Source organism: Enterobacter cloacae (assembly GCF_011078175.1).
Classification (GTDB): Bacteria; Pseudomonadota; Gammaproteobacteria; order Enterobacterales; family Enterobacteriaceae; genus Enterobacter; species Enterobacter cloacae_Q.
Map to the genome: position 1 here is coordinate 258,615 of NZ_JAALCJ010000002.1, position 26,008 is coordinate 284,622.

Below are 26,008 nucleotides of genomic sequence, written 5' to 3' on the forward strand. Positions count from 1 at the left end.
TATTATTCGCCGATCTTAGCCCAGGTATCACGCAGACCGACGGTACGGTTAAATACCGGTTTTTCTGCCGTGCTGTAACGGCTGTCCAGGCAGAAGTAGCCTTCACGTTCGAACTGGAACGCTTTGCCGGCTTCAGCGGCTTTCAGGGACGGCTCGGCATAACCCTGCTTGATAATCAGCGACTCAGGGTTGATAACCGCCAGGAAGTCCTCCGCCGCGCCTGGATTAGGCACGCTGAAAAGGCGATCGTAGAGACGGATTTCAACGGGTAGCGCATGCTGCGCGCTCACCCAGTGGATTACGCCTTTCACTTTACGACCATCCGCCGGATCTTTGCTCAGCGTCTCTGCATCGTACGTACAGAAGATGGTCGTGATGTTACCTTCCGCATCTTTCTCTACGCGCTCCGCTTTGATCACATAGGCGTTACGCAGACGCACTTCTTTACCCAGCACCAGACGCTTGTACTGCTTGTTGGCTTCTTCACGGAAGTCAGCGCGATCGATCCAGATTTCACCGCTGAACGGCACGTCGCGCGTACCCATTTCCGGTTTGTTCGGATGATTAGGCATCGAAACCAGTTCACTTCCGCCCTGCGGATAGTTTTCGATAACCAGCTTCACCGGATCGATCACTGCCATCGCACGCGGCGCGTTTTCGTTCAGGTCTTCACGAATGCAGGATTCCAGAGACGCCATTTCGATGGTGTTGTCCTGCTTGGTGACACCAATACGTTTGCAGAATTCACGAATGGACGCAGAGGTATAACCACGACGACGCAGGCCAGAGATGGTCGGCATACGCGGGTCGTCCCAGCCTTCAACGTGCTTGTCGGTGACCAGCAGGTTCAGCTTACGCTTGGACATCACGGTGTATTCCAGGTTCAGACGAGAGAACTCGTACTGACGCGGATGCACAGGAATGGTGATGTTATCCAGCACCCAGTCGTACAGACGACGGTTGTCCTGGAATTCCAGCGTGCACAGAGAGTGCGTAATGCCTTCCAGCGCATCGCTGATGCAGTGGGTGAAGTCGTACATCGGGTAGATGCACCACTTGTTACCGGTCTGGTGATGTTCAGCGAACTTAATGCGGTACAGCACCGGATCGCGCATTACGATGAACGGAGACGCCATATCGATTTTGGCGCGCAGGCACGCTTTGCCTTCTTCGAAGCCACCGGCACGCATTTTTTCAAACAGCGCCAGGTTCTCTTCCACGCTACGATCGCGGAACGGACTGTTTTTGCCTGGCTGAGTCAGCGTACCGCGATACTCACGGATTTCGTCAGCAGACAGTTCGTCGACGTATGCCAGACCTTTGTTGATCAGCTCAACCGCGTAAGCGTACAGCTGGTCAAAATAGTCAGAGGAGTAGCAGATATCGCCAGACCAGTTGAAGCCCAGCCATTGCACGTCGTTTTTAATCGACTCAACGTATTCGATGTCTTCTTTTACTGGGTTGGTGTCATCGAAACGCAGGTTGCACTGCCCCTGGTAATCTTGCGCAATACCAAAGTTCAGGCAGATCGATTTGGCGTGACCAATGTGCAGGTAGCCATTTGGCTCCGGCGGGAAACGCGTGTGGACTGTGGTGTGCTTACCACTGGCCAGATCTTCATCGATGATCTGACGAATAAAGTTACTCGGGCGGGCTTCTGCCTCACTCATCGTGGATTCCTCAAAGCGTAAACAACGTATAACGGCATATGATCTTATAAGCCGGACGTAGTGACAACCCTTAAAACGTCCTGAAAGAAAATAATGGGGCTATTGCTGCAAAAAAAAGCGGCGGAGGATATCCCCCGCCGCTAAAGGCATAACTCTACTCAGGAGCGATTACTTGCCTTTAATCTCATAGAGTGGCGTTTGACCTGCAACTACCGGCCCCTGCGCCTGGATCATCAGACCGCTGAAGTCGTCGATGTTGCTGCACACTACCGGGCTTATCATGGAGCGCGCGTTGGCATTCAGATAATCCAGATCCATTTCCAGAATCGGCTGACCTGCCACCACTTCTGCGCCCTCTTCCACCAGGCGAGTAAAGCCCTGACCGTTCAGCGCAACGGTATCGATACCCATATGGACAACGATCTCCGCGCCTTTTTCCGTTTCCAGGCAGAACGCGTGGTTGGTGTTGAAGATTTTCACGATAGTACCGGCAGCAGGAGAGACCACGGTTTTGTCCGTTGGTTTCACCGCCACGCCGTCTCCGACCGCTTTGCTGGCGAACGCTTCGTCAGGCACCTGCTCAAGCGCAACAACGTCACCCGTCACCGGGGAGACCAGCGCAGCGATTGTCACCGCGTTTGGCACCGCCTGCGGTTTTGCAACCGGCGCGTCAGCCACTGGCGCGTTATCCGTTGAGGCGGCAGCGACCGGCCCACGGGCGACCACTTTTTTCATTTCATCGCCGATAGATTCTGCTTTCGCACCCACGATAACCTGGATGGTTTGTTTGTTAAGTTTCACCACACCAGACGCGCCCAGGCGTTTGCACATTGCATCGCTCACGCGCGCAGAGTCGCCAACGGTCAGGCGCAGACGGGTAATACACGCATCAATCGCTTTCAGGTTGTCGGTGCCACCCACAGCGGCAATGTAGCTGGTTGCCAGCTGGGTTAAACCTTCTTCGGTATTGCTGTTGGCTTCACTGGTCACAACATCATCTTTCGTATCTTCGCGGCCCGGCGTCTTCAGGTTAAACATACGAATAACGGCGCTGAACAGAACGAAGTAGATAACGAAGAAGATCAGGCCCATCACCATCAGCATCCAGACGTTGCTGCTTGCCGCCGGCAGGTTGTACATCAACACATAGTCGATGGCGCCTGCGGAGAAGGAGAAGCCAGCATGGATACCCAGAAGGGTGGCGACGAACAGGCTGATACCGGTCAGGATCGCGTGCATCAGATACAGCAGCGGAGCCAGGAACATGAACAGGAATTCCAGCGGCTCAGTCACGCCGGTCAGGAAGGCGGTAATCGCAACGGACAGCAACATCCCGCCAACCATTGGGCGACGCGCTTTCGGCGCAGCCAGATACATTGCCAGCGCCGCGCCAGGCAGACCAAACATCATGATTGGGAAGAAGCCAGACATAAACATGCCCGCGGTGCCGTCGCCCGCGTAGAAGCGGTTGATATCACCGTGGAATACCGCGCCGGCCGCGTTAGTGAACTCACCAATCTGGAACCAGGCGATGGTGTTCAGTACCTGATGCAGACCGGTTGGGATCAGCAGACGGTTAATGAAACCGAAGATGCCCGCGCCCATTGCGCCCGCAGACACGATCCACTCGCCACCCGCATGGATAGCATGCTGCACCGGTGGCCAAACGTAGCCAAAGATGGCGGCGAGGATCAGACAGAAAAAGCCCGTCGCGATCGGCACAAAACGTTTACCGCCGAAGAAGCTCAGGAAGTCAGGAAGTTTGATACCTGCCCAACGGTTGTAGACTGCACCACCGACCAGACCGGTAATGATACCTGCCAGCACCCCCATATTGATTTCAGGGTTGATGGTTACCATCGCTTTCGTGAGGATGAAGTAACCGACAGCCCCTGCCAGTGCCGCGGCGCCCGCGCTGTCTTTAGACCAGCTTGACGCCACACCGATGGCGAAAATCAGCGCCAGGTTGTCAAAAATTGCGCCGCCTGCCTGGGCAATAAACGGCACGTTAAGAAGATCGGGTTGCCCGAATCGCAGCAGCAATGCTGCAACCGGTAGCACGGCGATAGGGAGCTGCAAAGCCCTACCGAGGCGCTGGAAAAAACCTAAAATATTCATCCTATTCCCCCTACGAGACCCTTTGTTAAGACTCGCGCATAAACTATGTTTTTATTGTGTCACGAACGATAGATACAGTTGATGATTCACTGGCAGTGTGAGTGTGTGAAAAATTAATTCGTATCGCAAATTAAACACCTATTTTTTGTGATTATTGTCACCAAATATCGTATTAAACCCTCCCTTTCACTGGCTAACGACGAAAACTTATTTTATCATTCAAAAAATCAAGACGGATTGATCCGGCCTGAAAGGTTCCAGGTTACGCTTAGTTCAGGTTGCACTAATCATCCGCCCACTTTTACTTAAACTTTAGAGGTGAATAATGAGACTGATTCCCCTGGCAACAGCTGAACAAGTCGGAAAATGGGCTGCTCGTCATATCGTTAACCGCATTAACGCATTCAAACCCACTGCCGACCGTCCTTTTGTTCTCGGTCTTCCAACCGGCGGCACGCCCCTGACCGCGTATAAAGCGCTGGTTGAAATGCACAAAGCGGGCCAGGTTAGCTTTAAGCATGTTGTGACCTTTAACATGGACGAATATGTCGGCCTGCCAAAGGAACATCCGGAAAGTTACCACAGCTTTATGCACCGTAATTTCTTCGACCACGTTGATATTCCGGCTGAAAACATTAACCTGCTGAATGGAAACGCGCCTGATATTGACGCAGAATGCCGTCAGTATGAAGAAAAAATCCGTTCCTACGGTAAAATCCACCTGTTTATGGGCGGCGTAGGCAACGATGGTCACATCGCGTTTAACGAACCGGCATCCTCACTGGCTTCCCGTACCCGTATCAAAACGCTGACCCATGACACGCGCGTGGCTAACTCCCGTTTCTTTGACGGCGACGTCAATCAGGTGCCTAAATACGCCCTGACCGTAGGCGTGGGCACGCTGCTGGATGCCGAAGAAGTGATGATTCTGGTGCTGGGCGCGGTGAAAGCGCAAGCGCTTCAGGCTGCCGTTGAAGGCAATGTGAACCATATGTGGACGATCAGCTGCTTACAGTTGCATCCAAAAGCGGTTGTCGTGTGTGACGAACCGTCCACCATGGAGCTGAAAGTGAAAACGCTGAAATACTTCAACGAGCTGGAAGCTGAGAACATCAAAGGTCTGTAATTGAATAACCGCCTCTTTTATTCGGGGCGGTCGCTTTTTTTAACCGGGGGTCGATATGTACGCTTTAACCCACGGTCGGATTTATACCGGCCATGAAATTCTGGATGACCATGCGATTGTAATCGCCAATGGCCTGATTGAACGTGTTTGCCCGCTGGCGGAACTGCCGCCGGAGATTGAACAGCGTTCCCTCGATGGAGCAGTTATCTCCCCCGGTTTCATCGACGTACAGCTCAACGGCTGCGGCGGTGTACAGTTTAACGATACCGCAGAGGCGGTATCGGTTGAAACGCTGGAAATCATGCAAAAAGCCAATGAGAAATCAGGCTGCACCAGCTATCTGCCAACGCTGATTACCAGCAGTGATGACCTGATGAAACAGGGTATCCGCGTGATGCGCGAATACCTGGCAAAACATCCGAATCAGGCGCTGGGCCTGCACCTGGAAGGGCCATGGCTGAACATGGTCAAGAAAGGCACCCATAACCCGAACTACGTGCGCAAGCCGGATGCCGAGCTGGTGGAGTACATGTGCGCCAATGCCGATGTGATCGCCAAAGTGACGCTGGCGCCAGAAATGACCGGTACGGATGTGATCGGCAAGCTGGCAGCCGCCGGGATCGTGGTGTCCGCGGGTCATTCTAACGCGACGCTGAAAGAGGCGAAAGCCGGCTTCCGCGCTGGTATTACCTTTGCCACGCACCTCTATAACGCAATGCCGTATATTACCGGCCGCGAACCGGGGCTGGTCGGCGCAATCCTGGATGAACCAGACGTCTACTGCGGCATTATCGCCGACGGCTTGCATGTGGATTACACCAACATCCGCAACGCCAAGCGCCTTAAGGGCGACAAGCTCTGCCTGGTCACGGATGCCACCGCTCCAGCAGGGGCGAATATTGACCAGTTCATTTTTGCTGGTAAAACAATATACTACCGGAATGGACTGTGTGTGGATGAGAACGGCACGCTGAGCGGTTCTTCTCTGACAATGATCGAAGGGGTACGTAACCTCGTTGAGCATTGCGGCATTGCGCTTGAAGAAGTGCTGCGAATGGCCACGCTTTATCCGGCGCGCGCCATTGGCGTCGATAAACAGCTCGGCGGTATTGCTCCAGGTATGGTTGCAAACCTGACGGCGTTCACACACGATTATAAAATTATTAAGACCATCGTTAATGGTAACGAGGTCGTCACTGAGTAAGTAAAAGTATGACACCAGGCGGACAAGCTCAAATCGGTAATGTCGATCTCGTTAAACAACTTAACAGCGCGGCAGTTTATCGCCTGATTGACCAGCACGGGCCAATCTCACGCATTCAGATAGCCGAACAAAGCCAGCTTGCTCCCGCCAGCGTGACAAAAATTACACGTCAGCTTATTGAGCGCGGCCTGATCAAAGAAGTCGATCAGCAGGCCTCCACCGGAGGCCGCCGCGCGATTTCCATTGTCACGGAAACCCGCAATTTTCAGGCGATTGGCGTCCGCTTAGGCCGTCATGACACCACGCTTACGCTCTACGATCTGAGCAGCAAGGCCATTGCCGAAGAGCACTACCCCCTTCCTGAGCGCACACAGGAGACGCTTGAACACGCGTTACTGACTACCATTGCGCATTTTATCGAAAGCTGTCAGCGTAAGATCCGTGAACTCATCGCCATCTCGGTGATTTTGCCCGGTCTGGTTGACCCGGAAAGCGGCGTTATTCGCTACATGCCGCACATTAAGGTAGAGAACTGGGGGCTGGTTGAAGCGCTGGAAAAGCGCTTTAAGCTGACCTGCTTTGTTGGTCACGATATCCGCTCGCTGGCGCTGGCGGAGCACTACTTTGGTGCGAGCCAGGATTGTGAAGACTCTATTCTGGTGCGCGTTCACCGTGGTACTGGTGCGGGTATCATCTCAAATGGCCGCATTTTTATTGGTCGCAACGGCAACGTAGGCGAGATTGGCCATATCCAGGTGGAACCGCTTGGCGAACGTTGTCACTGCGGTAACTTTGGCTGTCTTGAAACCGTTGCCGCCAATGCCGCAATAGAACATCGCGTTCGCCATCTGCTGGAGCAGGGTTACCAGAGCCGCGTCACGCTGGACGATTGTAAGATTGGCGCTATCTGCAAAGCGGCAAACAAAGGTGATGCGCTGGCCTGCGAAGTGATCGAACAGGTAGGACGACATCTGGGTAAAACCATCGCCATTGCTATCAACCTGTTTAATCCGCAAAAAGTAGTGATTGCTGGCGAGATCGTTGAAGCCGAAAAAGTGTTACTGCCCGCCATTGAAGGCTGTATCAATACTCAGGCGCTGAAAGCATTTCGCCAGAACTTGCCGGTGGTGCGCTCTACGCTCGATCACCGCTCGGCGATCGGCGCATTCGCCCTTGTAAAACGTGCCATGCTCAACGGGATCCTGCTGCAACATTTGCTGGAATCCTGATCGGACCTTATAGTAACGCCTTCTTTTTTTGATGTCGGATTGTCCATGACCATTAAGAATGTAATTTGTGATATCGACGGCGTGCTGATGCACGACAACGTTGCCGTGCCGGGCGCTGCGGAGTTTCTTTACCGCATCATCGACAAAGGAATGCCACTGGTTCTTCTCACGAACTACCCTTCACAGACTGGTCAGGATCTGGCAAACCGCTTTGCTACCGCGGGGGTTAACGTCCCGGACAGCGTGTTTTATACCTCTGCAATGGCGACCGCGGATTTCCTGAAGCGTCAGGAAGGCAAAAAAGCCTATGTGGTTGGTGAAGGTGCGCTGATCCACGAGTTATATAAAGCGGGCTTCACCATCACCGACGTGAACCCGGACTTTGTCATCGTGGGCGAAACGCGCTCCTTTAACTGGGAGATGATGCATAAGGCAGCCTACTTTGTCGCCAACGGTGCGCGTTTTATCGCCACCAACCCGGACACGCACGGTCGTGGTTTTTATCCCGCCTGCGGTGCGCTGTGCGCCGGTATCGAAAAAATCTCGGGTCGTAAGCCGTTTGTTGTCGGCAAACCGAGCCCGTGGATCATCCGCGCCGCGCTGAATACGATGCAGGCACACTCAGAAGAAACCGTCATAGTTGGCGACAACCTGCGTACCGATATACTGGCCGGCTTCCAGGCGGGGCTGGAAACCATCCTGGTGCTGTCTGGCGTTTCACAGCTTGATGACATTGATACGATGCCGTTCCGGCCAAGCTGGATTTACCCCTCTGTCGACGAAATCGACGTTATTTGATTCTGAACCACGCCTCAGGGCGTGGTTTTTCATTTCTGCTGTCTCAAACATCACTTCATCTAACGAAATAAGCACTTTATTGAGAAATCATCAATAGAATCGCTTAAGACATACTCTTTTTTTAAGATTCAGCAATTGCTATTGCACTTTTTACGTTTTCATCGGTAAAACGCTTGCGCCCCTTCCCCCTTTTGCGGCATTTTCATATGCAAGCAACATCACAACGCAACAGGGTTAACGGAGAAGGTTATGTGTTCTATTTTTGGCGTACTGGATATTAAAACTGACGCGGGCGAACTGCGTAAAAAAGCACTCGAACTGTCCCGCCTGATGCGCCATCGCGGTCCGGACTGGTCAGGCGTTTACGCCAGCGATAAAGCGATTCTGGCTCACGAACGTCTCTCCATTGTTGATGTCAACGCTGGCGCACAGCCGCTGTATAACGAGAAAAAAACGCACGCGCTGGCTGTTAACGGTGAAATTTACAACCATCAGGCGCTGCGCGCTGAGTACGGCGATCGCTACGCGTTTCAGACCGGCTCAGACTGCGAAGTGATCCTGGCGCTGTATCAGGAGAAAGGCCCGGAGTTCCTCGACGATCTGCAAGGTATGTTCGCCTTCGCGCTGTATGACAGCGAAAAAGATGCTTACCTGATCGGCCGCGACCATATTGGTATTATCCCGCTGTATATGGGTCACGATGAACATGGCAACTTTTACGTGGCCTCTGAGATGAAAGCCCTGGTACCGGTATGCCGCACCATCAAAGAGTTCCCGGCAGGCAGCTATCTGTGGAGTAAAGACGGCGAGATCCGTCCGTACTACCAGCGCGACTGGTTTGATTATGAAGCAGTGAAAGACAACGTGACGGACAAAGCCGAACTGCGTCAGGCGCTGGAAGAGTCTGTCAAAAGCCACCTGATGTCAGACGTCCCCTATGGCGTACTGCTCTCCGGCGGTCTGGACTCCTCTGTGATCTCCGCGATCACCAAGAAATTCGCTGCCCGTCGCGTTGAAGATCAGGAGCGCTCTGAAGCCTGGTGGCCACAGCTGCACTCCTTTGCCGTAGGCCTGGAAGGGGCTCCTGATCTGAAAGCCGCCCAGGAAGTGGCGAACCATCTCGGCACGGTGCATCATGAAATACACTTCACCGTGCAGGAAGGTCTGGATGCGATCCGCGATGTGATCTATCACATTGAAACCTATGATGTGACCACGATTCGCGCCTCCACGCCGATGTATTTGATGTCGCGGAAGATCAAAGCGATGGGCATCAAGATGGTGCTCTCCGGCGAGGGTTCTGACGAAGTGTTTGGCGGTTATCTCTATTTCCATAAAGCGCCGAACGCCAAAGAGCTGCATGAAGAGACGGTGCGTAAGCTACAGGCGCTGCACATGTTTGACTGCGCGCGCGCCAACAAAGCAATGTCTGCCTGGGGTGTGGAAGCCCGCGTGCCGTTCCTCGATAAAAAATTCCTCGATGTGGCGATGCGCATCAACCCGCAGGACAAAATGTGCGGCAACGGCAAAATGGAGAAACATATCCTGCGCGAATGTTTTGAATCCTACCTGCCGGCGAGCGTGGCGTGGCGTCAGAAAGAGCAGTTCTCCGATGGCGTGGGTTACAGCTGGATCGATACCCTGAAAGAGGTGGCGGCGAAACAGGTTTCCGATCAACAACTGGAAACGGCAAGCTTCCGTTTCCCGTACAACACGCCAGCCTCGAAAGAAGCGTATTTGTACCGTGAGATCTTTGAGGAGCTGTTCCCGGTTCCAAGCGCAGCAGAGTGCGTACCGGGTGGCCCATCGGTCGCCTGCTCTTCTGCTAAAGCCATTGAATGGGATGAATCTTTCAAAGCGATGAACGATCCGTCAGGACGCGCGGTGGGCGTTCACCAGTCTGCTTATAAATAATGTCCAGACTATAATCAGGCCCTCCGGGGCCTGATTTTTTTGCCTCTCTTTTCCCGGCATAAAATCGATTAATAACCAATAATTGTCGAATATTCGGCCTCGCTGTTCGCAACCTAACCAAACAGTCACATTCCGGCTATTTTCATTGAAAAAGGTGTTGACGCTGCAAGGGTCTATACGCATAATGCGCCCCGCAACGCCGATAAGGTAACGCGAAAAAAAGATGGCTACGTAGCTCAGTTGGTTAGAGCACATCACTCATAATGATGGGGTCACAGGTTCGAATCCCGTCGTAGCCACCATCTTTTTTGCGGGAGTGGCGAAATTGGTAGACGCACCAGATTTAGGTTCTGGCGCCGCAAGGTGTGCGAGTTCAAGTCTCGCCTCCCGCACCATTCCCAGGTAAGCGTTGCACGGATGGGGTATCGCCAAGCGGTAAGGCACCGGTTTTTGATACCGGCATTCCCTGGTTCGAATCCAGGTACCCCAGCCATATTTCTTCGATCATGCGGTTCTCCGCGGTATTGGGGTATCGCCAAGCGGTAAGGCACCGGTTTTTGATACCGGCATTCCCTGGTTCGAATCCAGGTACCCCAGCCATCGAAGATTGCAGTACTGGCTACGTAGCTCAGTTGGTTAGAGCACATCACTCATAATGATGGGGTCACAGGTTCGAATCCCGTCGTAGCCACCATATTTACGTTATCGAATACGATTCGGTAAACTGAACATTGTTGGGGTATCGCCAAGCGGTAAGGCACCGGATTCTGATTCCGGCATTCCGAGGTTCGAATCCTCGTACCCCAGCCACTTTAAAGTCGTTAAGCAGTTTGTTTAACGCAATTGGGGTGTCGCCAAGCGGTAAGGCTCTGGTTTCTGATACCAGCATTCCGGGGTTCGAATCCCTGCACCCCAGCCACTTAAAACAAACAAGCCCGCTCTGCGGGCTTTTTTGTTGTTCAGAATAGTGCGGCCTGATGCCCTCACCCTAACCCTCTCCCACGGGGAGAGGGAATAAAGATCAGAGTCCGAGGGCGTATTTCAGCGCCTGACGCTTCAGACCTCCGGCACGTTCCGCCGCCATCAGTCCAAGATTGCGCAATACACGCACCGGACCAACATCATTGCTGAACCCGGCATAGAACAGGTCCATTCCCGACTGCATGATAAAGTTATCCGCCATACGACGCGTCTGGTAGCGCTTCAGTACCAGATGGCTGGCCCAGGCTTCCGCGTGGGCGCGAGCGCTGGCAAGCACATCCAGTAACGCATCGACGTCACGGTATCCCAGATTCACCCCCTGCCCCGCAAGCGGATGAATGGTGTGTGCCGCGTCCCCCACCAGCGCCAGCCCTTCACGGGCATACTGCAACGCATGACGGCGCATCAGCGGGAATGCGCCGGCGGCAACCGGGGTCACGTTACCCAGACGGCCTGGGAAGTGCTGCCGGATTTCGCGCTGCAACTGCTCCATCGACAGACCCTGCAACTGTCGAATGCGCGCCGGTTTGTCATACCACACCAGAGAAGCCCAGTTATCAAACAACGGTAAGAATGCATGCGGGCCGTTCGGCGTAAAATGCTGCCACGTGCTTTCGCCCGGCGCGTTTTCTGACTGAACGGTGATCAGCATGCAGGACTGCTGGTACTGCCAGGCATGGATCCCAATGCCTGCCATCTGCCTGACCTGCGAGTTCGCGCCATCTGCCCCTACCACCAGCTTCACGGCCAGCTCATCGTCGTTATCCAGCGTCAGGAGATACCCGCCCTCATGACGATGCAGGGCTTTCAGCGAGTCCGGAACGCGCAGCGTCACCTTCGGGTGCGCCTCCAGCGCCTGCCAGAGCGCCAGCTGGAGCACGTTGTTTTCCACCATATAGCCCAGGCGCGGCAGTTTCAGCTCGGCGGCGTCAAACGACACGTGAGCATTTTCCCACTCCCAGGTTTCAAGACGGCTGTAAGGGTGCGCGCGCATTGCCAGCACTGCCTCCCAGACGCCCAGCCCGCGAAGCAGATCAACAGACGCCGCGCTGATGGCGGAAATACGCACGTCCGGTTGGCTGGCAGGATCGAATGCCGGCGGAGCCGCCTGTTCAATAACGGTTACGTCAAATCCCTGCTGCGCCAGCCCCAGCGCCAGTGCGCCGCCGACCATACCGCCGCCAACAACGGCAACTTCGGTGTTCAGGAGTGTCATGGTCACTATTCCTTATTGGAGAATACCTTAAGTTTACCGGATTTTTGCAGCCCTGAGGTTGACAACCTTCATACTGGTCACAACCGCACCAAGGCATTACAATACGCGGCTTGCAATCCTGAGCTGAGCAAGTCGATGACAAAAAAACTCCATATAAAAACCTGGGGCTGTCAGATGAACGAATACGATTCATCCAAGATGGCCGATCTGCTGGATACCACCCACGGATACCAGCTGACTGAAAATGCGAAAGAAGCCGATGTGCTGCTGCTGAACACCTGTTCAATTCGTGAAAAAGCACAGGAAAAAGTCTTTCATGTGTTAGGCCGCTGGAAGCTTCTCAAACGTAAAAATCCGGATCTGATCATTGGCGTGGGCGGCTGCGTCGCATCGCAGGAAGGTAAGCTGATCCGCCAGAGAGCCCCCTATGTGGATATCGTTTTTGGCCCTCAGACCCTGCACCGCCTGCCAGAGATGATTAATCAGGTTCGCGGCAGCCGTAGCCCGGTGGTTGACGTGAGCTTCCCGGAGATCGAGAAATTTGACCGTCTGCCAGAGCCGCGCGCGGATGGCCCGACCGCCTTCGTCTCCATCATGGAAGGCTGCAACAAATACTGTACTTACTGCGTGGTGCCTTATACCCGCGGTGAAGAAGTGAGCCGCCCGGCAGACGATATCCTGTTTGAAATTGCGCAGCTTGCCGCCCAGGGCGTTCGTGAAGTCAACCTGCTGGGTCAGAACGTTAACGCCTGGCGCGGGGAAAACTACGACGGCACCACCGGCAGTTTTGCCGAGCTGCTGCGTCTGGTGGCGGCGATTGACGGTATTGACCGCATTCGCTTTACCACCAGCCATCCGATGGAGTTTACCGACGACATCATTGACGTCTATCGTGATACGCCGGAACTGGTAAGCTTCCTGCACCTGCCGATCCAGTGCGGCTCTGACCGCGTGCTCAACCTGATGGGCCGTCCACATACGGTGCTGGAATACAAATCCACCATCCGCAAGCTGCGTGAAGCGCGTCCGGATATCCAGATTAGCTCCGACTTTATCGTCGGCTTCCCTGGTGAAACCGCTGATGACTTCGAGCGCACCATGAAGCTCATCGGCGAGGTGAATTTCGACGTCAGCTACAGCTTTATCTTCTCTGCTCGCCCGGGCACTCCTGCTGCCGATATGGTTGACGATGTACCGGAAGAAGAAAAAAAACAGCGTCTGTATATTTTGCAGGAGCGCATCAACCAGCAGGCCAACGCGTGGAGTCGTCGTATGCTCGGCACTGTCCAGCGAATTCTGGTGGAAGGCACCTCCCGTAAAAGCATCATGGAACTGTCTGGCAGAACCGAAAATAACCGCGTGGTGAACTTTGAAGGCACCCCGGACATGATCGGTAAATTTGTGGACGTCGAAATTGTAGAAGTGCTCACCAACTCGCTGCGCGGAAAGGTGGTACGCACTGAAGACGAAATGGGCCTGCGTATTGCACAGACGCCTGAATCCGTCATCTCTCGCACCCGCAAAGTCAATGATTCGGGCGTAGGTATTTACCAGCCTTAATCCTTCTGGCCTGCCTGTCCGGCAGGCCTTGTATTTCCTCTCATCACCCCCAATATCTACCGCAACGCTTGCGCCTTTATTCTATGGCGTGAATAATTTCGGTAATGACCGTTTTATTACGCCGTGTGGCCACAGGTCAGTTAACCAATTAAAGAGGAACAGTTTGAACATAGATACGCGTGAAATTAGCCTTGAGCCCGCAGACAACGCTCGCCTGCTGAGCCTGTGCGGGCCGTTTGATGACAACATCAAACAACTGGAGCGACGTCTGGGTATCGAAATCAATCGTCGCGATAACCATTTCAAACTCACCGGACGCCCAATCTGCGTCAACGCCGCGGCAGATATCCTCCGCAGCCTGTATGTTGATACCGCCCCGATGCGCGGAGAGATCCAGGATATTGAACCTGAACAGATCCACCTTGCCATCAAAGAGGCGCGCGTGCTTGAGCAGAGCGCGGAAAGCGTGCCGGACTATGGCAAAGCCATCAACATCAAAACCAAGCGCGGCGTGATTAAGCCTCGTACCCCGAACCAGGCACAATACATCGCCAACATACTCGACCATGACATCACCTTTGGCGTGGGTCCGGCGGGTACGGGTAAAACCTATCTGGCCGTTGCCGCTGCGGTCGATGCCCTGGAGCGTCAGGAGATCCGCCGTATTCTGCTGACCCGACCTGCTGTAGAAGCCGGGGAGAAGCTCGGCTTCCTGCCGGGTGATTTAAGTCAGAAAGTGGACCCTTATCTGCGCCCGTTGTACGACGCGCTGTTCGAAATGCTCGGCTTCGAGAAAGTTGAAAAACTCATTGAGCGTAACGTGATTGAAGTGGCCCCGCTGGCCTATATGCGTGGGCGTACGCTTAACGACGCGTTCATCATTCTGGATGAGAGCCAGAACACCACTATCGAACAGATGAAGATGTTCCTGACGCGTATTGGCTTTAACTCGAAAGCGGTTATCACCGGTGACGTCACCCAGATTGACCTGCCGCGTAACACCAAATCGGGTCTGCGTCACGCCATCGAAGTCCTGGCCGAGGTAGAGGAAATCAGCTTCAACTTCTTCCACAGTGAAGACGTGGTACGCCATCCGGTCGTCGCGCGTATCGTTAACGCTTATGAGGCCTGGGAAGAGGCAGATCAGAAGCGCAGGGCCGAACTGGCCGCAGAACGTAAGCGCGAAGCGCAGGAGCATGAACAGAAATGAGTCAGGTGATCCTCGATTTACAGCTGGCCTGTGAAGATAATTCCGGCATGCCAGAAGAGGCACAGTTTCAGAAATGGCTGGATGCCGTAATTCCCCAGTTTCAGGAAGAATCAGAGGTCACGATTCGCCTGGTGGATGAAGCAGAAAGCCATGAGCTCAACCTGACCTACCGCGGGAAAGATAAGCCGACCAACGTGCTCTCTTTCCCGTTCGAAGCCCCTCCGGGCATTGAGATGCCGCTGCTGGGCGATCTGATCATCTGCCGTCAGGTGGTTGAGCAGGAAGCCAAAGAGCAGCAAAAGCCGCTGGAAGCGCACTGGGCACACATGGTGGTGCACGGTAGCCTGCATCTTCTGGGTTACGACCATATTGAAGATGACGAAGCGGAAGAGATGGAATCCCTCGAGACAGAGATAATGCTTGCTCTGGGCTATGAGGATCCGTACATTGCCGAGAAAGAATAGTCAGTCACTGACTACCATGCCGCCGCGCAGGGACATAGCGCGGCGGTTAACGTTGAACTAACAAGAGAACCCTTAACAAACGCCATGAGCGACGACAATTCACACAGTAGCGACACGACAACCACTAAAAAGGGATTTTTCTCCCTCATTCTGAACCAGCTTTTCCACGGCGAACCGAAAAACCGTGATGAACTGCTGGAGCTGATTCGTGATTCCGGGCAAAACGACCTTATCGACGAAGATACGCGCGAAATGCTCGAAGGGGTGATGGACATCGCCGACCAGCGCGTCCGCGACATCATGATCCCCCGCTCGCAGATGATTACTCTGAAACGCAACCAGACGCTGGACGAGTGCCTCGATGTCATTATCGAATCGGCCCACTCACGTTTCCCGGTCATCAGCGAAGATAAAGATCACATCGAAGGGATCCTGATGGCGAAAGATCTGCTGCCGTTTATGCGCAGCGATGCCGAAGCCTTCAGTATGGAAAAAGTGTTACGCCCGGCTGTCGTTGTGCCGGAAAGTAAACGTGTGGATCGGATGCTGAAGGAGTTTCGCTCCCAGCGTTACCACATGGCGATTGTTATTGATGAATTTGGTGGCGTTTCCGGTCTGGTCACGATCGAAGACATCCTTGAGCTGATCGTCGGCGAAATCGAAGATGAGTATGACGAAGAAGAGGATATCGACTTCCGTCAGCTGAGCCGCCACACCTGGACCGTGCGCGCGCTGGCCTCTATTGAGGACTTCAACGACACCTTTGGCACCAGCTTTAGCGATGAAGAGGTGGACACCATTGGTGGTCTGGTGATGCAGGCCTTCGGCCATCTTCCGGCCCGCGGAGAAACCGTTGACATCGATGGTTACCAGTTTAAGGTCGCCATGGCCGACAGCCGACGTATTATTCAGGTTCACGTCAGAATGCCGGACGACTCACCGGTGCCAAAACTGGAAGATTAATGTAAATGGCATTTGCCCCACTCTTTGAACGCCAGCGCGTCCGTTTGCTGCTGGCGCTGTTACTCGGAGCCAGCGGTACGCTGGCTTTTTCTCCTTACGATATCTGGCCGGCCGCTATTCTCTCCCTGATGGGGCTACAGGGGCTGACCCTCAACCGTCGTCCGGTACAGTCCGCGGCTATTGGCTACTTCTGGGGGCTGGGGCTGTTCGGCTCCGGAATTAACTGGGTCTACGTCAGTATTGCGCAGTTTGGTGGGATGCCGGGGCCGGTTAACGTCTTCCTGGTTGTGCTGCTCGCCGCCTATCTCTCGCTCTACACCGGCCTGTTCGCGGGCATCCTGTCTCGCCTGTGGCCAAAAACAACCTGGCTGCGCGTAGCGATAGCGGCACCCGTTGTCTGGCAAATCACCGAATTTCTGCGCGGTTGGGTACTGACCGGCTTCCCGTGGCTACAGTTCGGCTATAGCCAGGTTGACGGCCCGCTGAAAGGCCTGGCGCCAGTTATGGGCGTGGAAGCCATCAACTTTCTGTTGATGATAATCAGCGGTCTGCTGGTGCTGGCGCTGGTGACACGTAACTGGAAGCCGCTGGTTGCCGCGTTAATCCTGTTTGCCCTGCCCTTCCCGCTGCGTTATATCCAGTGGTTCACGCTGGAGCCCTCGCGCGCCACGCAGGTTTCTCTGGTGCAGGGCGATATCCCGCAGTCACTGAAATGGGATGAGAATCAGCTGCTGAACACGCTGAAAATCTACGCTAACGCCACCGAAGAGGTGATGGGTAAATCACAGCTCATCATCTGGCCTGAGTCTGCGATCCCGGACCTGGAGATCAATCAGCAACCCTTCCTGAAGATGATGGACAATTTGCTGCGCGCACGCGGCAGTACGCTGATCACCGGAATTGTGGACGCGCGTCTCAATCAGCAGAACCGTTATGACACTTACAATTCGATCATCACGCTCGGTAAGGACAGCGAATACAGCTACACCTCCACCAATCGCTACAACAAAAATCACCTTGTCCCGTTTGGCGAGTTTGTTCCGCTGGAGTCGATTCTGCGTCCGCTGGCACCGTTCTTCGATCTGCCGATGTCCTCGTTCAGCCGCGGCTCTTACGTTCAACCGCAGCTACATGCCCACGGTTTTGCCCTGACGGCCGCTATTTGCTACGAGATTATCCTCGGTGAGCAGGTGCGCGATAATTTCCGTCCGGATACCGACTATCTGCTGACCATCTCAAACGATGCATGGTTCGGTAAATCGATTGGCCCGTGGCAGCACTTCCAGATGGCGCGGATGCGTTCTCTTGAGCTGGCGCGTCCGTTGCTGCGCAGCACCAATAACGGCATTACCGCCGTGATTGGTCCGCAGGGTGAAATCCAGGCCATGATCCCGCAGTTTACCCGTGAGGTGCTGACCACTAACGTCACGCCAGCCACCGGGCTCACCCCTTACGCGCGCACCGGGAACTGGCCGCTGTGGATCCTGACTACGCTGTTCGGTTTTGCCGCCGTACTGATGAGTCTGCGTCAGCGCCGTAGATAACCTGGCCTTCTGTTGCCGGGTGGCGGCTACGCCTTACCCGGCCCACTCTCCAGCGCCGCCGCCACCCGACAATTTCCTCCCAAACTCCAATTCTGGCACGCCTGTTGCTTTATTTATTCACGCAAACGCTGTCTGGCTTAACGTGCAACCTTGTCGCACCAGCATGGATCGTTGGTAGCACCGAAACGGTGCAACGAGGGATTATTGCCTCTGAATGGTGCGGCGCGCTTCGCAAAAATAAACAATAACGCAGCAAAATCTTTACATTAAGCCAGACTAAATGTTAACAAGCTTGCATAACACTGCACTCGCATTGCGCGAGATATAACAACATCACAATGGGTATCTATGCGTCACTGGCGCTGATAAGAAAGGAGTTGGGTATGCAATTACGTAAACTGGCCACAGCAATGCTGGTTATGGGAATGTCTGCGGGGGTTGTCCACGCTGAAGACGCTCCGGCAGCAGGAAGCACTCTCGACAAGATTGCCAAAAACGGCGTGATCGTGGTCGGCCACCGTGAATCTTCTGTCCCGTTCTCTTACTACGACAACACGCAAAAAGTCGTGGGTTATTCACAGGATTACTCCAACGCCATCGTTGAAGCCGTGAAGAAAAAGCTGAACAAACCTGACCTGCAAGTGAAGCTGATCCCCATCACTTCACAGAACCGAATTCCTCTGCTGCAAAACGGCACATTTGATTTTGAATGTGGCTCAACCACTAACAACCTTGAACGTCAGAAACAGGCCGCGTTCTCAGACACCATCTTCGTTGTGGGCACCCGCCTGCTGACGAAGAAAGGCGGCGATATCAAAGACTTTGCTGACCTGAAAGGCAAAGCGGTTGTCGTGACCTCTGGTACCACGTCCGAAGTGCTGCTGCACAAGCTGAACGACGAGAAGAAAATGGACATGCGCATCATCAGCGCGAAAGATCATGGCGACTCCTTCCGTACGCTGGAAAGCGGCCGTGCCGTCGCGTTTATGATGGATGACGCCTTGCTGGCAGGCGAGCGCGCGAAAGCGAAGAAACCAGACAACTGGGAAATCGTCGGTACCGCCCAGTCGAAAGAAGCCTACGGCTGTATGCTCCGTAAGGGTGACGAGGACTTCAAGAAACTGATCGATGACACCATCGCTCAGGCGCAAACCTCCGGCGAAGCGGCAAAATGGTTCGACAAATGGTTCAAGAACCCAATTCCACCAAAAAACCTGAACATGAACTTTGAACTGTCTGACGACATGAAAGCGCTGTTCAAATCACCAAACGACAAAGCTCTTAACTAATTAGAACGACAGGGGCGGGATCTCCTGCCCTCTCGATTGTCGGGAAGCATGGACAGACTATACGTTGAGGGGTCGTTCCCCACTCAGCGCAAAAATTGAGCTTCTCACCAATCTTCGAGGGTAGCGCTGCTACCCTTTTTTTTCTGGAGTTTACTATGTCAATTGACTGGAACTGGGGCATCTTTCTGCAACAAGCCCCGTTCGGCAACACCACCTATCTTGGCTGGCTGTGGAGCGGCTTTCAGGTTACCGTTGCGTTATCGATAACGGCGTGGATTATCGCGTTTCTTGTCGGTTCGCTGTTCGGTATTCTGCGTACCGTCCCTAACCGTTTTCTCTCTTCGATTGGCACGCTCTATGTGGAACTGTTCCGTAACGTTCCGCTGATCGTGCAGTTCTTTACCTGGTATCTGGTGATCCCGGAACTGCTGCCGGAAGATCTCGGCATGTGGTTCAAGGCCGAGCTGGATCCTAACGTACAATTTTTTGTCTCCTCCATGCTGTGCCTGGGGCTGTTCACCGCTGCGCGCGTTTGCGAGCAGGTACGTGCCGCCATACAGTCACTGCCGCGCGGGCAAAAGAATGCAGCACTGGCGATGGGCCTGACGCTTCCTCAGGCCTACCGTTACGTACTGCTGCCTAACGCTTACCGCGTGATTGTGCCGCCGATGACCTCCGAGATGATGAACCTGGTGAAAAACTCGGCCATCGCCTCAACCATCGGTCTGGTGGATATGGCAGCGCAGGCGGGCAAACTGCTGGATTACTCCGCTCACGCGTGGGAATCCTTCACGGCGATCACGCTCGCCTATGTTCTGATTAACGCATTCATCATGCTGGTGATGAACCTGGTTGAACGCAAAGTACGCCTGCCGGGCAATCTGGGAGGCAAATAATGTACGAATTTGACTGGAGTTCCATTGTTCCCTCCATGCCCTATCTGCTGGATGGACTGGCGATCACCTTAAAGATCACCGTTATCGCCATTATCGTTGGTATCGTCTGGGGTACCCTGCTGGCAGTAATGCGCCTCTCGAGCTTTAAGCCGCTCGCCTGGTTTGCCACGGCTTACGTTAACGTATTCCGCTCCATACCCCTGGTCATGGTGCTGCTGTGGTTTTATCTGATTGTTCCCGGCTTTTTACAGAACGTACTGGGACTGTCGCCGAAAACCGATATCCGCCTGATCTCTGCCATGGTAGCGTTTTCCATGTTTGAAGCCGCCTATTACTCAGAGATCATCCGCGCAGGTATTCAGAGTATCTCTCGCGGGCAGTCCAGCGCTGCGCTGGCGCTCGGTATGACGCACTGGCAGTCCATGAAGCTCATTATTCTGCCGCAGGCGTTTCGCGCCATGGTTCCGCTGCTGCTGACGCAGGGCATCGTCCTGTTCCAGGATACCTCCCTGGTCTACGTGCTGAGTCTGGCAGACTTCTTCCGTACCGCCTCCACCATTGGCGAACGTGACGGAACGCAGGTTGAGATGATCCTCTTCGCGGGCGGGGTCTATTTCGTGATTAGTTTAAGCGCATCGCTGTTGGTCAGCTGGCTGAAGAAAAGGACGGTATAATGATTTCCCTGAAAAATGTTTCTAAATGGTATGGGCACTTTCAGGTGCTGACCGACTGCTCAACAGAAGTGAAAAAAGGCGATGTGGTGGTGGTATGCGGCCCGTCCGGTTCCGGTAAGTCCACGCTTATCAAAACCGTTAATGGTCTGGAACCTGTCCAGCAGGGCGAGATTGTTGTGAACGGCACTAAAGTGAATGACCGCAAAACCAACCTTGCCCAGCTTCGTTCCCACGTTGGGATGGTGTTCCAGCATTTTGAGCTATTCCCGCACCTGTCCATCATTGAGAACCTGACGCTGGCGCAGGTCAAAGTGCTGAAACGCGACAAAAAAGCGGCGCGCGAAAAGGGACTAAAGTTACTGGAACGCGTCGGGCTGTCTGCGCATGCGGATAAGTTCCCGGCACAGCTTTCCGGCGGCCAGCAGCAGCGCGTGGCAATCGCGCGCGCGCTGTGCATGGATCCGGTGGCGATGCTGTTCGATGAACCTACTTCTGCACTGGATCCTGAAATGATCAACGAGGTGCTGGACGTCATGGTGGAGCTGGCGCACGAAGGGATGACCATGATGGTGGTAACGCACGAAATGGGCTTTGCCCGTAAAGTGGCCAACCGCGTAATCTTCATGGACGAAGGTAAGATCGTTGAAGACTCACCGAAGGAAGAGTTCTTCGCCAATCCAAAATCCGAACGCGCAAAAGACTTCCTCGCCAAAATCCTGCATTAACTTTTTTGTGCGCAATCTGCGGATTGCGCACTGCTTCACGCTTTAGATCTCTTCTTCTGTTCGGCGTCACATCGCAGCGTTAACCTTGTCACAAAATGATGCTAAGAATGGAGAACGCTATGGCACAGCCTATTATTCTCGACTGCGATCCGGGTCATGATGACGCGATCGCGCTCGTCCTCGCACTTGCCTCCCCTGAACTGGACGTTAAAGCCGTCACCTCCTCCGCCGGAAACCAGACGCCGGATAAAACCTTACGCAACGTGTTGCGCATGTTGACGCTGCTGAAACGCACCGATATTCCCGTCGCAGGCGGCGCCCTTAAGCCATTGATGCGCGAGCTGATCGTTGCGGATAACGTTCACGGTGAAAGTGGGCTGGATGGCCCGGCGCTGCCGGAGCCGGATTTCGCACCGCAAAACTGCACTGCCGTCGAGCTCATGGCAAAGGTGCTGCGTGAGAGCGAAGAGCCCGTGACGCTGGTGGCGACCGGCCCGCAGACCAACGTTGCGCTGCTGCTGAACAGCCATCCTGAACTGCACGGTAAAATCGCCCGTATCGTCATCATGGGTGGGGCAATGGGGCTTGGGAACTGGACGCCTTCGGCCGAATTTAACATCTTTGTTGACCCGGAAGCGGCGGAGATCGTCTTCCAGTCGGGCCTGCCAATTGTGATGGCTGGGCTGGACGTGACCCACCGCGCACAAATTATGGCGCAGGACATCGAACGATTCCGTTCTGTCGGCAACCCGGTTGCAACGACCGTGGCCGAGCTGCTCGACTTCTTTATGGAGTATCACAAAGCCGAGAAGTGGGGCTTCCACGGCGCGCCGCTGCACGATCCGTGCACCATTGCCTGGCTGTTAAAACCTGAGATGTTTACCACCATTGACCGCTGGGTTGGTGTTGAAACGCAGGGGAAATATACCCAGGGAATGACGGTGGTGGATTTCTACTCGCTGACGGGGAACAAGCCAAATACCACGGTGATGGTGGATATCGATCGGGAAGCGTTTGTGGAATTGCTGGCGGAGAGGCTGGCTTACTATAGTGCGGCCTGATGCCCTCACCCTAACCCTCTCCCACGGGGAGAGGGAGCAAACACTAAAAACGGCAACGGGGTTGCCGTTTTGCTTTTACCTAGGGCTCAAACGGTCGGCGCTGGAACTGGTCGTGCCCGCATTTCGGACACAGCGACAGCACCTCCGGCGTATAAACGGCGATATGGTGGTGGCACTTCTCACACACCAGATTCCCCAGCCCCACCACTTCACCGCTGTGGTACACACCGTGATGGTTTAAATCCTGGAACACCTCGCGCCACTCGAGCTGCGTTTTATCGGTGATATCCGCCAGTTCCTGCCACAGGCTCTCTTTGATCACCCGCATAAACACGCTGTCTGTAACCTCTTCCTGACTCTCCTCATAGCTTCGCGCAAACTCCTCCAGGTCACGACGTACCGCGCGCGTCACCTCTTCCACCTCGGTTCGCGTTAACTCACCCGTTTGCGTCACGCGGGCACGCGCTTGTTCGACCAGCGCGTCAATATCGCGCTCGCCATTACGCAGCCGTTCCGACAGTGTCGCCACCAGTTCGCGGTAAAATTGAGCAACCTTGTTCATCATTTTGCCTCCCGGGTAAGTAACTAACTCTAATAATAGACCTTATTTCACCGCCGCTTTGTCAGGTGAAGCACAGACCCGGTAAATTCCTGCAAAGGGCTTTTGTGCGAAAGGCTGTTTTGACGCAGGCGTTTGGGCTATGCTATGCGGATCTGAATTACCACATCCATTGGCTACATTTGTAGCTGTATTGAACACAGGACCACTGGCTGCCATGCAAGAGCAATACCGCCCGGAAGAGATAGAATCAAAAGTCCAGCAACACTGGGACGAGAAGCGCACCTTTGAAGTAACCGAAGACGAGAGCAAAGAGAAGTATTACTGCCTGTCGATGCTTCCCTATCCTTCTGGTCGACTACACATGGGCCACGTGCGTAACTACACCATCGGTGATGTGATTGCACGCTACCAGCGTATGCTGGGCAAAAACGTTCTTCAGCCTATCGGCTGGGATGCGTTCGGACTGCCTGCTGAAGGCGCGGCGGTGAAAAACAACACGGCACCGGCTCCGTGGACGTATGACAACATCGCGTACATGAAAAACCAGCTGAAAATGCTGGGCTTTGGCTATGACTGGAGCCGCGAGCTGGCAACCTGTACCCCGGAATACTACCGCTGGGAGCAGAAATTCTTCACCGAGCTGTATAAAAAAGGCCTGGTGTACAAGAAGACCTCTGCCGTTAACTGGTGCCCGAATGACCAGACCGTTCTTGCGAACGAGCAGGTTATCGACGGCTGCTGCTGGCGCTGCGACACCAAAGTAGAGCGTAAAGAGATCCCGCAATGGTTTATCAAAATCACCGCCTACGCTGACGAACTGCTGAACGATCTGGATAATCTGGACCACTGGCCAGATACCGTTAAGACTATGCAGCGCAACTGGATCGGCCGTTCCGAAGGTGTGGAAATTACCTTCAACGTTGAGAATTACGATCAGACCCTGACCGTCTATACCACCCGTCCGGACACCTTTATGGGCGCGACCTACCTGGCCGTGGCCGCAGGTCACCCGCTGGCGCAGAAAGCGGCGGAAAACAATCCGGAACTGGCGACCTTCATCGACGAATGCCGCAATACTAAAGTGGCCGAAGCCGACATGGCGACGATGGAGAAAAAAGGCGTGGATACCGGCTTTAAAGCGATCCACCCGCTGACGGGCGAAGCCATCCCTGTTTGGGCCGCCAACTTCGTACTGATGGAATACGGCACGGGCGCCGTGATGGCCGTGCCGGGTCACGACCAGCGCGACTACGAATTTGCCACCAAATACGGCCTGACCATCAAGCCTGTTATTCTTGCTGCTGACGGCTCTGAGCCCGATCTCTCTGAGCAAGCGCTGACTGAAAAAGGCACCCTGTTTAACTCCGGTGAGTTCAGCGGCCTGAGCTTCGAAGAAGGCTTCAACGCCATCGCCGACAAGCTGGCCTCCCTGGGCGTGGGCGAGCGTAAGGTGAACTACCGTCTGCGCGACTGGGGCGTTTCCCGTCAGCGTTACTGGGGTGCGCCAATCCCAATGGTGACTCTGGAAGATGGCACCGTGATGCCAACGCCGGAAGATCAGCTGCCGGTGATCCTGCCTGAAGACGTGGTCATGGACGGCATCACCAGCCCGATCAAAGCCGATCCTGAGTGGGCGAAAACCACCGTCAACGGTCAGCCCGCGCTGCGTGAAACCGACACCTTCGACACCTTTATGGAATCCTCCTGGTACTATGCGCGCTACACCTGCCCGCAGTACAAAGAAGGCATGCTGGATTCCGATGCAGCAAACTACTGGCTGCCGGTAGACATCTACATCGGTGGCATTGAACACGCCATCATGCACCTGCTCTACTTCCGCTTCTTCCACAAACTGATGCGTGACGCAGGCCTGGTCAACTCCGACGAGCCGGCAAAACAGCTGCTGTGTCAGGGTATGGTGCTGGCAGATGCGTTCTACTACGTTGGCGCGAATGGCGAGCGTAACTGGGTTTCTCCGGTTGATGCGATTGTCGAGCGCGACGAGAAAGGCCGTATCGTGAAGGCGAAAGACGCTGAAGGTCATGAACTGGTCTATACCGGCATGAGCAAGATGTCCAAGTCGAAAAATAACGGTATCGACCCGCAGGTAATGGTTGAGCGTTACGGCGCTGACACCGTGCGTCTGTTCATGATGTTCGCCTCCCCGGCAGATATGACGCTGGAATGGCAGGAGTCCGGTGTGGAAGGGGCAAACCGCTTCCTGAAACGCGTCTGGAAATTGGTGTACGAGCACACCTCTCAGGGTGATGCGCCAGCGCTGAACGCGGCTGCACTGAGCGAAGATCAGCAGGCGCTGCGTCGTGATGTTCATAAAACCATTGCGAAAGTTACCGATGATATTGGTCGTCGTCAGACCTTCAATACCGCAATTGCGGCTATTATGGAACTGATGAACAAGCTGGCGAAAGCCCCGCAGGATGGCGAGCAGGATCGCGCGTTAATGCGTGAAGCGCTGCTGGCGGTTGTTCGCATGCTGAACCCGTTCACGCCGCACGTTAGCTTCACCCTGTGGCAGGAGCTGAAAGGCGAAGGTGATATCGACAACGCGCCGTGGCCAGTGGCGGATGAATCCGCTATGGTGGAAAACACCACGCTGGTTGTGGTGCAGGTTAACGGTAAAGTGCGCGGTAAAATTACCGTCGCGGTCGACGCAACCGAAGAACAGGTTCGCGAGCGCGCAGGCCAGGAGCATCTGGTCGCGAAATACCTTGAGGGCGTTACCGTACGTAAAGTGATCTACGTACCGGGTAAACTGCTGAATCTGGTCGTTGGCTAAGCGCGGG

The 26,008-nt window shown here is 54.4% G+C and carries 20 protein-coding genes and 7 tRNA genes; 23 read left to right on the plus strand and 4 right to left on the minus strand.

Annotation, left to right across the window (positions count from 1 at the left end):
- Nucleotides 1-2: 2 nt before the first annotated feature.
- Complete coding sequence (gene glnS, locus G6Q29_RS05420; protein WP_165464827.1) at nt 3-1,670, minus strand: glutamine--tRNA ligase; 1,668 nt, start codon at nt 1,668-1,670, stop codon at nt 3-5.
- A 168-nt stretch (nt 1,671-1,838) separates the two neighbouring features.
- Nucleotides 1,839-3,788, minus strand: coding sequence for a PTS N-acetyl glucosamine transporter subunit IIABC (gene nagE / locus G6Q29_RS05425; protein ID WP_165464828.1), 1,950 nt, complete (start codon nt 3,786-3,788; stop codon nt 1,839-1,841).
- Between the two features lie 325 nt (nt 3,789-4,113).
- Here nagE and nagB point away from each other — a divergent pair, with 325 nt between their 5' ends.
- From nagB to G6Q29_RS05485, 12 genes are all read left to right on the plus strand, one after another.
- The gene (gene nagB, locus G6Q29_RS05430; protein WP_003858663.1) at nt 4,114-4,914 is read left to right on the plus strand and encodes a glucosamine-6-phosphate deaminase; all 801 of its coding nucleotides are present in this window, start codon (nt 4,114-4,116) and stop codon (nt 4,912-4,914) included.
- 55 nt (nt 4,915-4,969) lie between these two features.
- A complete protein-coding gene (gene nagA / locus G6Q29_RS05435; protein ID WP_165464829.1) occupies nt 4,970-6,118 on the plus strand; it encodes an N-acetylglucosamine-6-phosphate deacetylase in 1,149 nt (382 codons plus the stop codon).
- Nucleotides 6,119-6,126: 8 nt separating this feature from the next.
- Complete coding sequence (gene nagC / locus G6Q29_RS05440) at nt 6,127-7,347, plus strand: DNA-binding transcriptional regulator NagC (protein WP_165464830.1); 1,221 nt, start codon at nt 6,127-6,129, stop codon at nt 7,345-7,347.
- Nucleotides 7,348-7,392: 45 nt separating this feature from the next.
- On the plus strand, nt 7,393-8,145 hold the full coding sequence (gene nagD, locus G6Q29_RS05445; protein ID WP_165464831.1) for a ribonucleotide monophosphatase NagD: 753 nt from the start codon (nt 7,393-7,395) through the stop codon (nt 8,143-8,145).
- Nucleotides 8,146-8,394: 249 nt separating this feature from the next.
- The gene (gene asnB, locus G6Q29_RS05450) at nt 8,395-10,059 is read left to right on the plus strand and encodes an asparagine synthase B (RefSeq protein ID WP_015571128.1); all 1,665 of its coding nucleotides are present in this window, start codon (nt 8,395-8,397) and stop codon (nt 10,057-10,059) included.
- A 225-nt stretch (nt 10,060-10,284) separates the two neighbouring features.
- Nucleotides 10,285-10,361, plus strand: a tRNA-Met gene (locus G6Q29_RS05455).
- An 8-nt stretch (nt 10,362-10,369) separates the two neighbouring features.
- Nucleotides 10,370-10,454: transfer RNA gene (locus tag G6Q29_RS05460), tRNA-Leu, on the plus strand.
- A gap of 23 nt (nt 10,455-10,477) precedes the next feature.
- Nucleotides 10,478-10,552: transfer RNA gene (locus G6Q29_RS05465), tRNA-Gln, on the plus strand.
- A 32-nt stretch (nt 10,553-10,584) separates the two neighbouring features.
- A tRNA-Gln gene (locus tag G6Q29_RS05470) sits at nt 10,585-10,659 on the plus strand.
- A 17-nt stretch (nt 10,660-10,676) separates the two neighbouring features.
- Nucleotides 10,677-10,753 (plus strand) — tRNA-Met (locus tag G6Q29_RS05475).
- 41 nt (nt 10,754-10,794) lie between these two features.
- Nucleotides 10,795-10,869, plus strand: a tRNA-Gln gene (locus G6Q29_RS05480).
- 34 nt (nt 10,870-10,903) lie between these two features.
- Nucleotides 10,904-10,978, plus strand: a tRNA-Gln gene (locus G6Q29_RS05485).
- Nucleotides 10,979-11,080: 102 nt separating this feature from the next.
- On the opposite strand, the gene ubiF is transcribed toward G6Q29_RS05485, so the two are convergent.
- A complete protein-coding gene (ubiF, locus tag G6Q29_RS05490) occupies nt 11,081-12,256 on the minus strand; it encodes a 3-demethoxyubiquinol 3-hydroxylase (protein WP_165464832.1) in 1,176 nt (391 codons plus the stop codon).
- 135 nt (nt 12,257-12,391) lie between these two features.
- On the opposite strand from ubiF, the gene miaB reads away from it, so the two are divergent.
- From miaB to rihA, 10 genes are all read left to right on the plus strand, one after another.
- Nucleotides 12,392-13,816, plus strand: a complete 1,425-nt coding sequence (gene miaB / locus G6Q29_RS05495; RefSeq protein ID WP_003858672.1) for a tRNA (N6-isopentenyl adenosine(37)-C2)-methylthiotransferase MiaB — start codon at nt 12,392-12,394, stop codon at nt 13,814-13,816.
- A 163-nt stretch (nt 13,817-13,979) separates the two neighbouring features.
- Entirely contained in the window at nt 13,980-15,026 is a 1,047-nt protein-coding gene (locus G6Q29_RS05500; RefSeq protein ID WP_003858674.1) for a PhoH family protein, read from the plus strand.
- Complete coding sequence (gene ybeY / locus G6Q29_RS05505) at nt 15,023-15,490, plus strand: rRNA maturation RNase YbeY (protein WP_003858677.1); 468 nt, start codon at nt 15,023-15,025, stop codon at nt 15,488-15,490. Before G6Q29_RS05500 ends, ybeY begins: the two co-directional genes overlap by 4 nt.
- An 84-nt stretch (nt 15,491-15,574) precedes the next feature.
- Complete coding sequence (gene corC / locus G6Q29_RS05510; protein ID WP_003858679.1) at nt 15,575-16,453, plus strand: CNNM family magnesium/cobalt transport protein CorC; 879 nt, start codon at nt 15,575-15,577, stop codon at nt 16,451-16,453.
- 5 nt (nt 16,454-16,458) lie between these two features.
- Nucleotides 16,459-17,997 (plus strand): apolipoprotein N-acyltransferase, encoded by a 1,539-nt coding sequence (gene lnt, locus G6Q29_RS05515; RefSeq protein ID WP_165464833.1) that lies wholly within the window; start codon nt 16,459-16,461, stop codon nt 17,995-17,997.
- Between the two features lie 383 nt (nt 17,998-18,380).
- Complete coding sequence (locus G6Q29_RS05520; protein WP_003858681.1) at nt 18,381-19,286, plus strand: amino acid ABC transporter substrate-binding protein; 906 nt, start codon at nt 18,381-18,383, stop codon at nt 19,284-19,286.
- Between the two features lie 155 nt (nt 19,287-19,441).
- Complete coding sequence (gene gltJ / locus G6Q29_RS05525; RefSeq protein ID WP_015571133.1) at nt 19,442-20,182, plus strand: glutamate/aspartate ABC transporter permease GltJ; 741 nt, start codon at nt 19,442-19,444, stop codon at nt 20,180-20,182.
- The gene (gltK, locus tag G6Q29_RS05530) at nt 20,182-20,856 is read left to right on the plus strand and encodes a glutamate/aspartate ABC transporter permease GltK (protein ID WP_022647437.1); all 675 of its coding nucleotides are present in this window, start codon (nt 20,182-20,184) and stop codon (nt 20,854-20,856) included. The genes gltJ and gltK overlap by 1 nt, the downstream gene beginning before the upstream one ends.
- Entirely contained in the window at nt 20,856-21,581 is a 726-nt protein-coding gene (locus G6Q29_RS05535; protein WP_006809622.1) for an amino acid ABC transporter ATP-binding protein, read from the plus strand. Before gltK ends, G6Q29_RS05535 begins: the two co-directional genes overlap by 1 nt.
- A gap of 119 nt (nt 21,582-21,700) precedes the next feature.
- A complete protein-coding gene (gene rihA / locus G6Q29_RS05540; RefSeq protein WP_165464834.1) occupies nt 21,701-22,642 on the plus strand; it encodes a pyrimidine-specific ribonucleoside hydrolase RihA in 942 nt (313 codons plus the stop codon).
- Nucleotides 22,643-22,721: 79 nt separating this feature from the next.
- Here rihA and G6Q29_RS05545 read toward each other — a convergent pair whose 3' ends face one another.
- Nucleotides 22,722-23,204, minus strand: coding sequence for a zinc ribbon-containing protein (locus G6Q29_RS05545; protein WP_165465079.1), 483 nt, complete (start codon nt 23,202-23,204; stop codon nt 22,722-22,724).
- A gap of 214 nt (nt 23,205-23,418) precedes the next feature.
- On the opposite strand from G6Q29_RS05545, the gene leuS reads away from it, so the two are divergent.
- Nucleotides 23,419-26,001: a leucine--tRNA ligase gene (gene leuS / locus G6Q29_RS05550; protein WP_165464835.1), complete on the plus strand. Its 2,583-nt coding sequence runs from the start codon at nt 23,419-23,421 to the stop codon at nt 25,999-26,001.
- Nucleotides 26,002-26,008: the final 7 nt, after the last annotated feature.

Bases quoted from the DNA above. Each gene is read 5' to 3' on its own strand.
- nagB (WP_003858663.1), top strand. From the start codon at position 4,114: ATGAGACTGATTCCCCTGGCAACAGCTGAACAAGTCGGAAAATGGGCT.
- G6Q29_RS05535 (WP_006809622.1), top strand. From the start codon at position 20,856: ATGATTTCCCTGAAAAATGTTTCTAAATGGTATGGGCACTTTCAGGTG.
- G6Q29_RS05545 (WP_165465079.1), bottom strand. From the start codon at position 23,204: ATGAACAAGGTTGCTCAATTTTACCGCGAACTGGTGGCGACACTGTCG.
- ubiF (WP_165464832.1), bottom strand. From the start codon at position 12,256: ATGACACTCCTGAACACCGAAGTTGCCGTTGTTGGCGGCGGTATGGTC.
- gltK (WP_022647437.1), top strand. From the start codon at position 20,182: ATGTACGAATTTGACTGGAGTTCCATTGTTCCCTCCATGCCCTATCTG.
- ybeY (WP_003858677.1), top strand. From the start codon at position 15,023: ATGAGTCAGGTGATCCTCGATTTACAGCTGGCCTGTGAAGATAATTCC.
- nagC (WP_165464830.1), top strand. From the start codon at position 6,127: ATGACACCAGGCGGACAAGCTCAAATCGGTAATGTCGATCTCGTTAAA.
- corC (WP_003858679.1), top strand. From the start codon at position 15,575: ATGAGCGACGACAATTCACACAGTAGCGACACGACAACCACTAAAAAG.
- miaB (WP_003858672.1), top strand. From the start codon at position 12,392: ATGACAAAAAAACTCCATATAAAAACCTGGGGCTGTCAGATGAACGAA.
- gltJ (WP_015571133.1), top strand. From the start codon at position 19,442: ATGTCAATTGACTGGAACTGGGGCATCTTTCTGCAACAAGCCCCGTTC.
- G6Q29_RS05520 (WP_003858681.1), top strand. From the start codon at position 18,381: ATGCAATTACGTAAACTGGCCACAGCAATGCTGGTTATGGGAATGTCT.
- nagA (WP_165464829.1), top strand. From the start codon at position 4,970: ATGTACGCTTTAACCCACGGTCGGATTTATACCGGCCATGAAATTCTG.
- leuS (WP_165464835.1), top strand. From the start codon at position 23,419: ATGCAAGAGCAATACCGCCCGGAAGAGATAGAATCAAAAGTCCAGCAA.
- lnt (WP_165464833.1), top strand. From the start codon at position 16,459: ATGGCATTTGCCCCACTCTTTGAACGCCAGCGCGTCCGTTTGCTGCTG.
- nagD (WP_165464831.1), top strand. From the start codon at position 7,393: ATGACCATTAAGAATGTAATTTGTGATATCGACGGCGTGCTGATGCAC.
- glnS (WP_165464827.1), bottom strand. From the start codon at position 1,670: ATGAGTGAGGCAGAAGCCCGCCCGAGTAACTTTATTCGTCAGATCATC.
- rihA (WP_165464834.1), top strand. From the start codon at position 21,701: ATGGCACAGCCTATTATTCTCGACTGCGATCCGGGTCATGATGACGCG.
- asnB (WP_015571128.1), top strand. From the start codon at position 8,395: ATGTGTTCTATTTTTGGCGTACTGGATATTAAAACTGACGCGGGCGAA.
- nagE (WP_165464828.1), bottom strand. From the start codon at position 3,788: ATGAATATTTTAGGTTTTTTCCAGCGCCTCGGTAGGGCTTTGCAGCTC.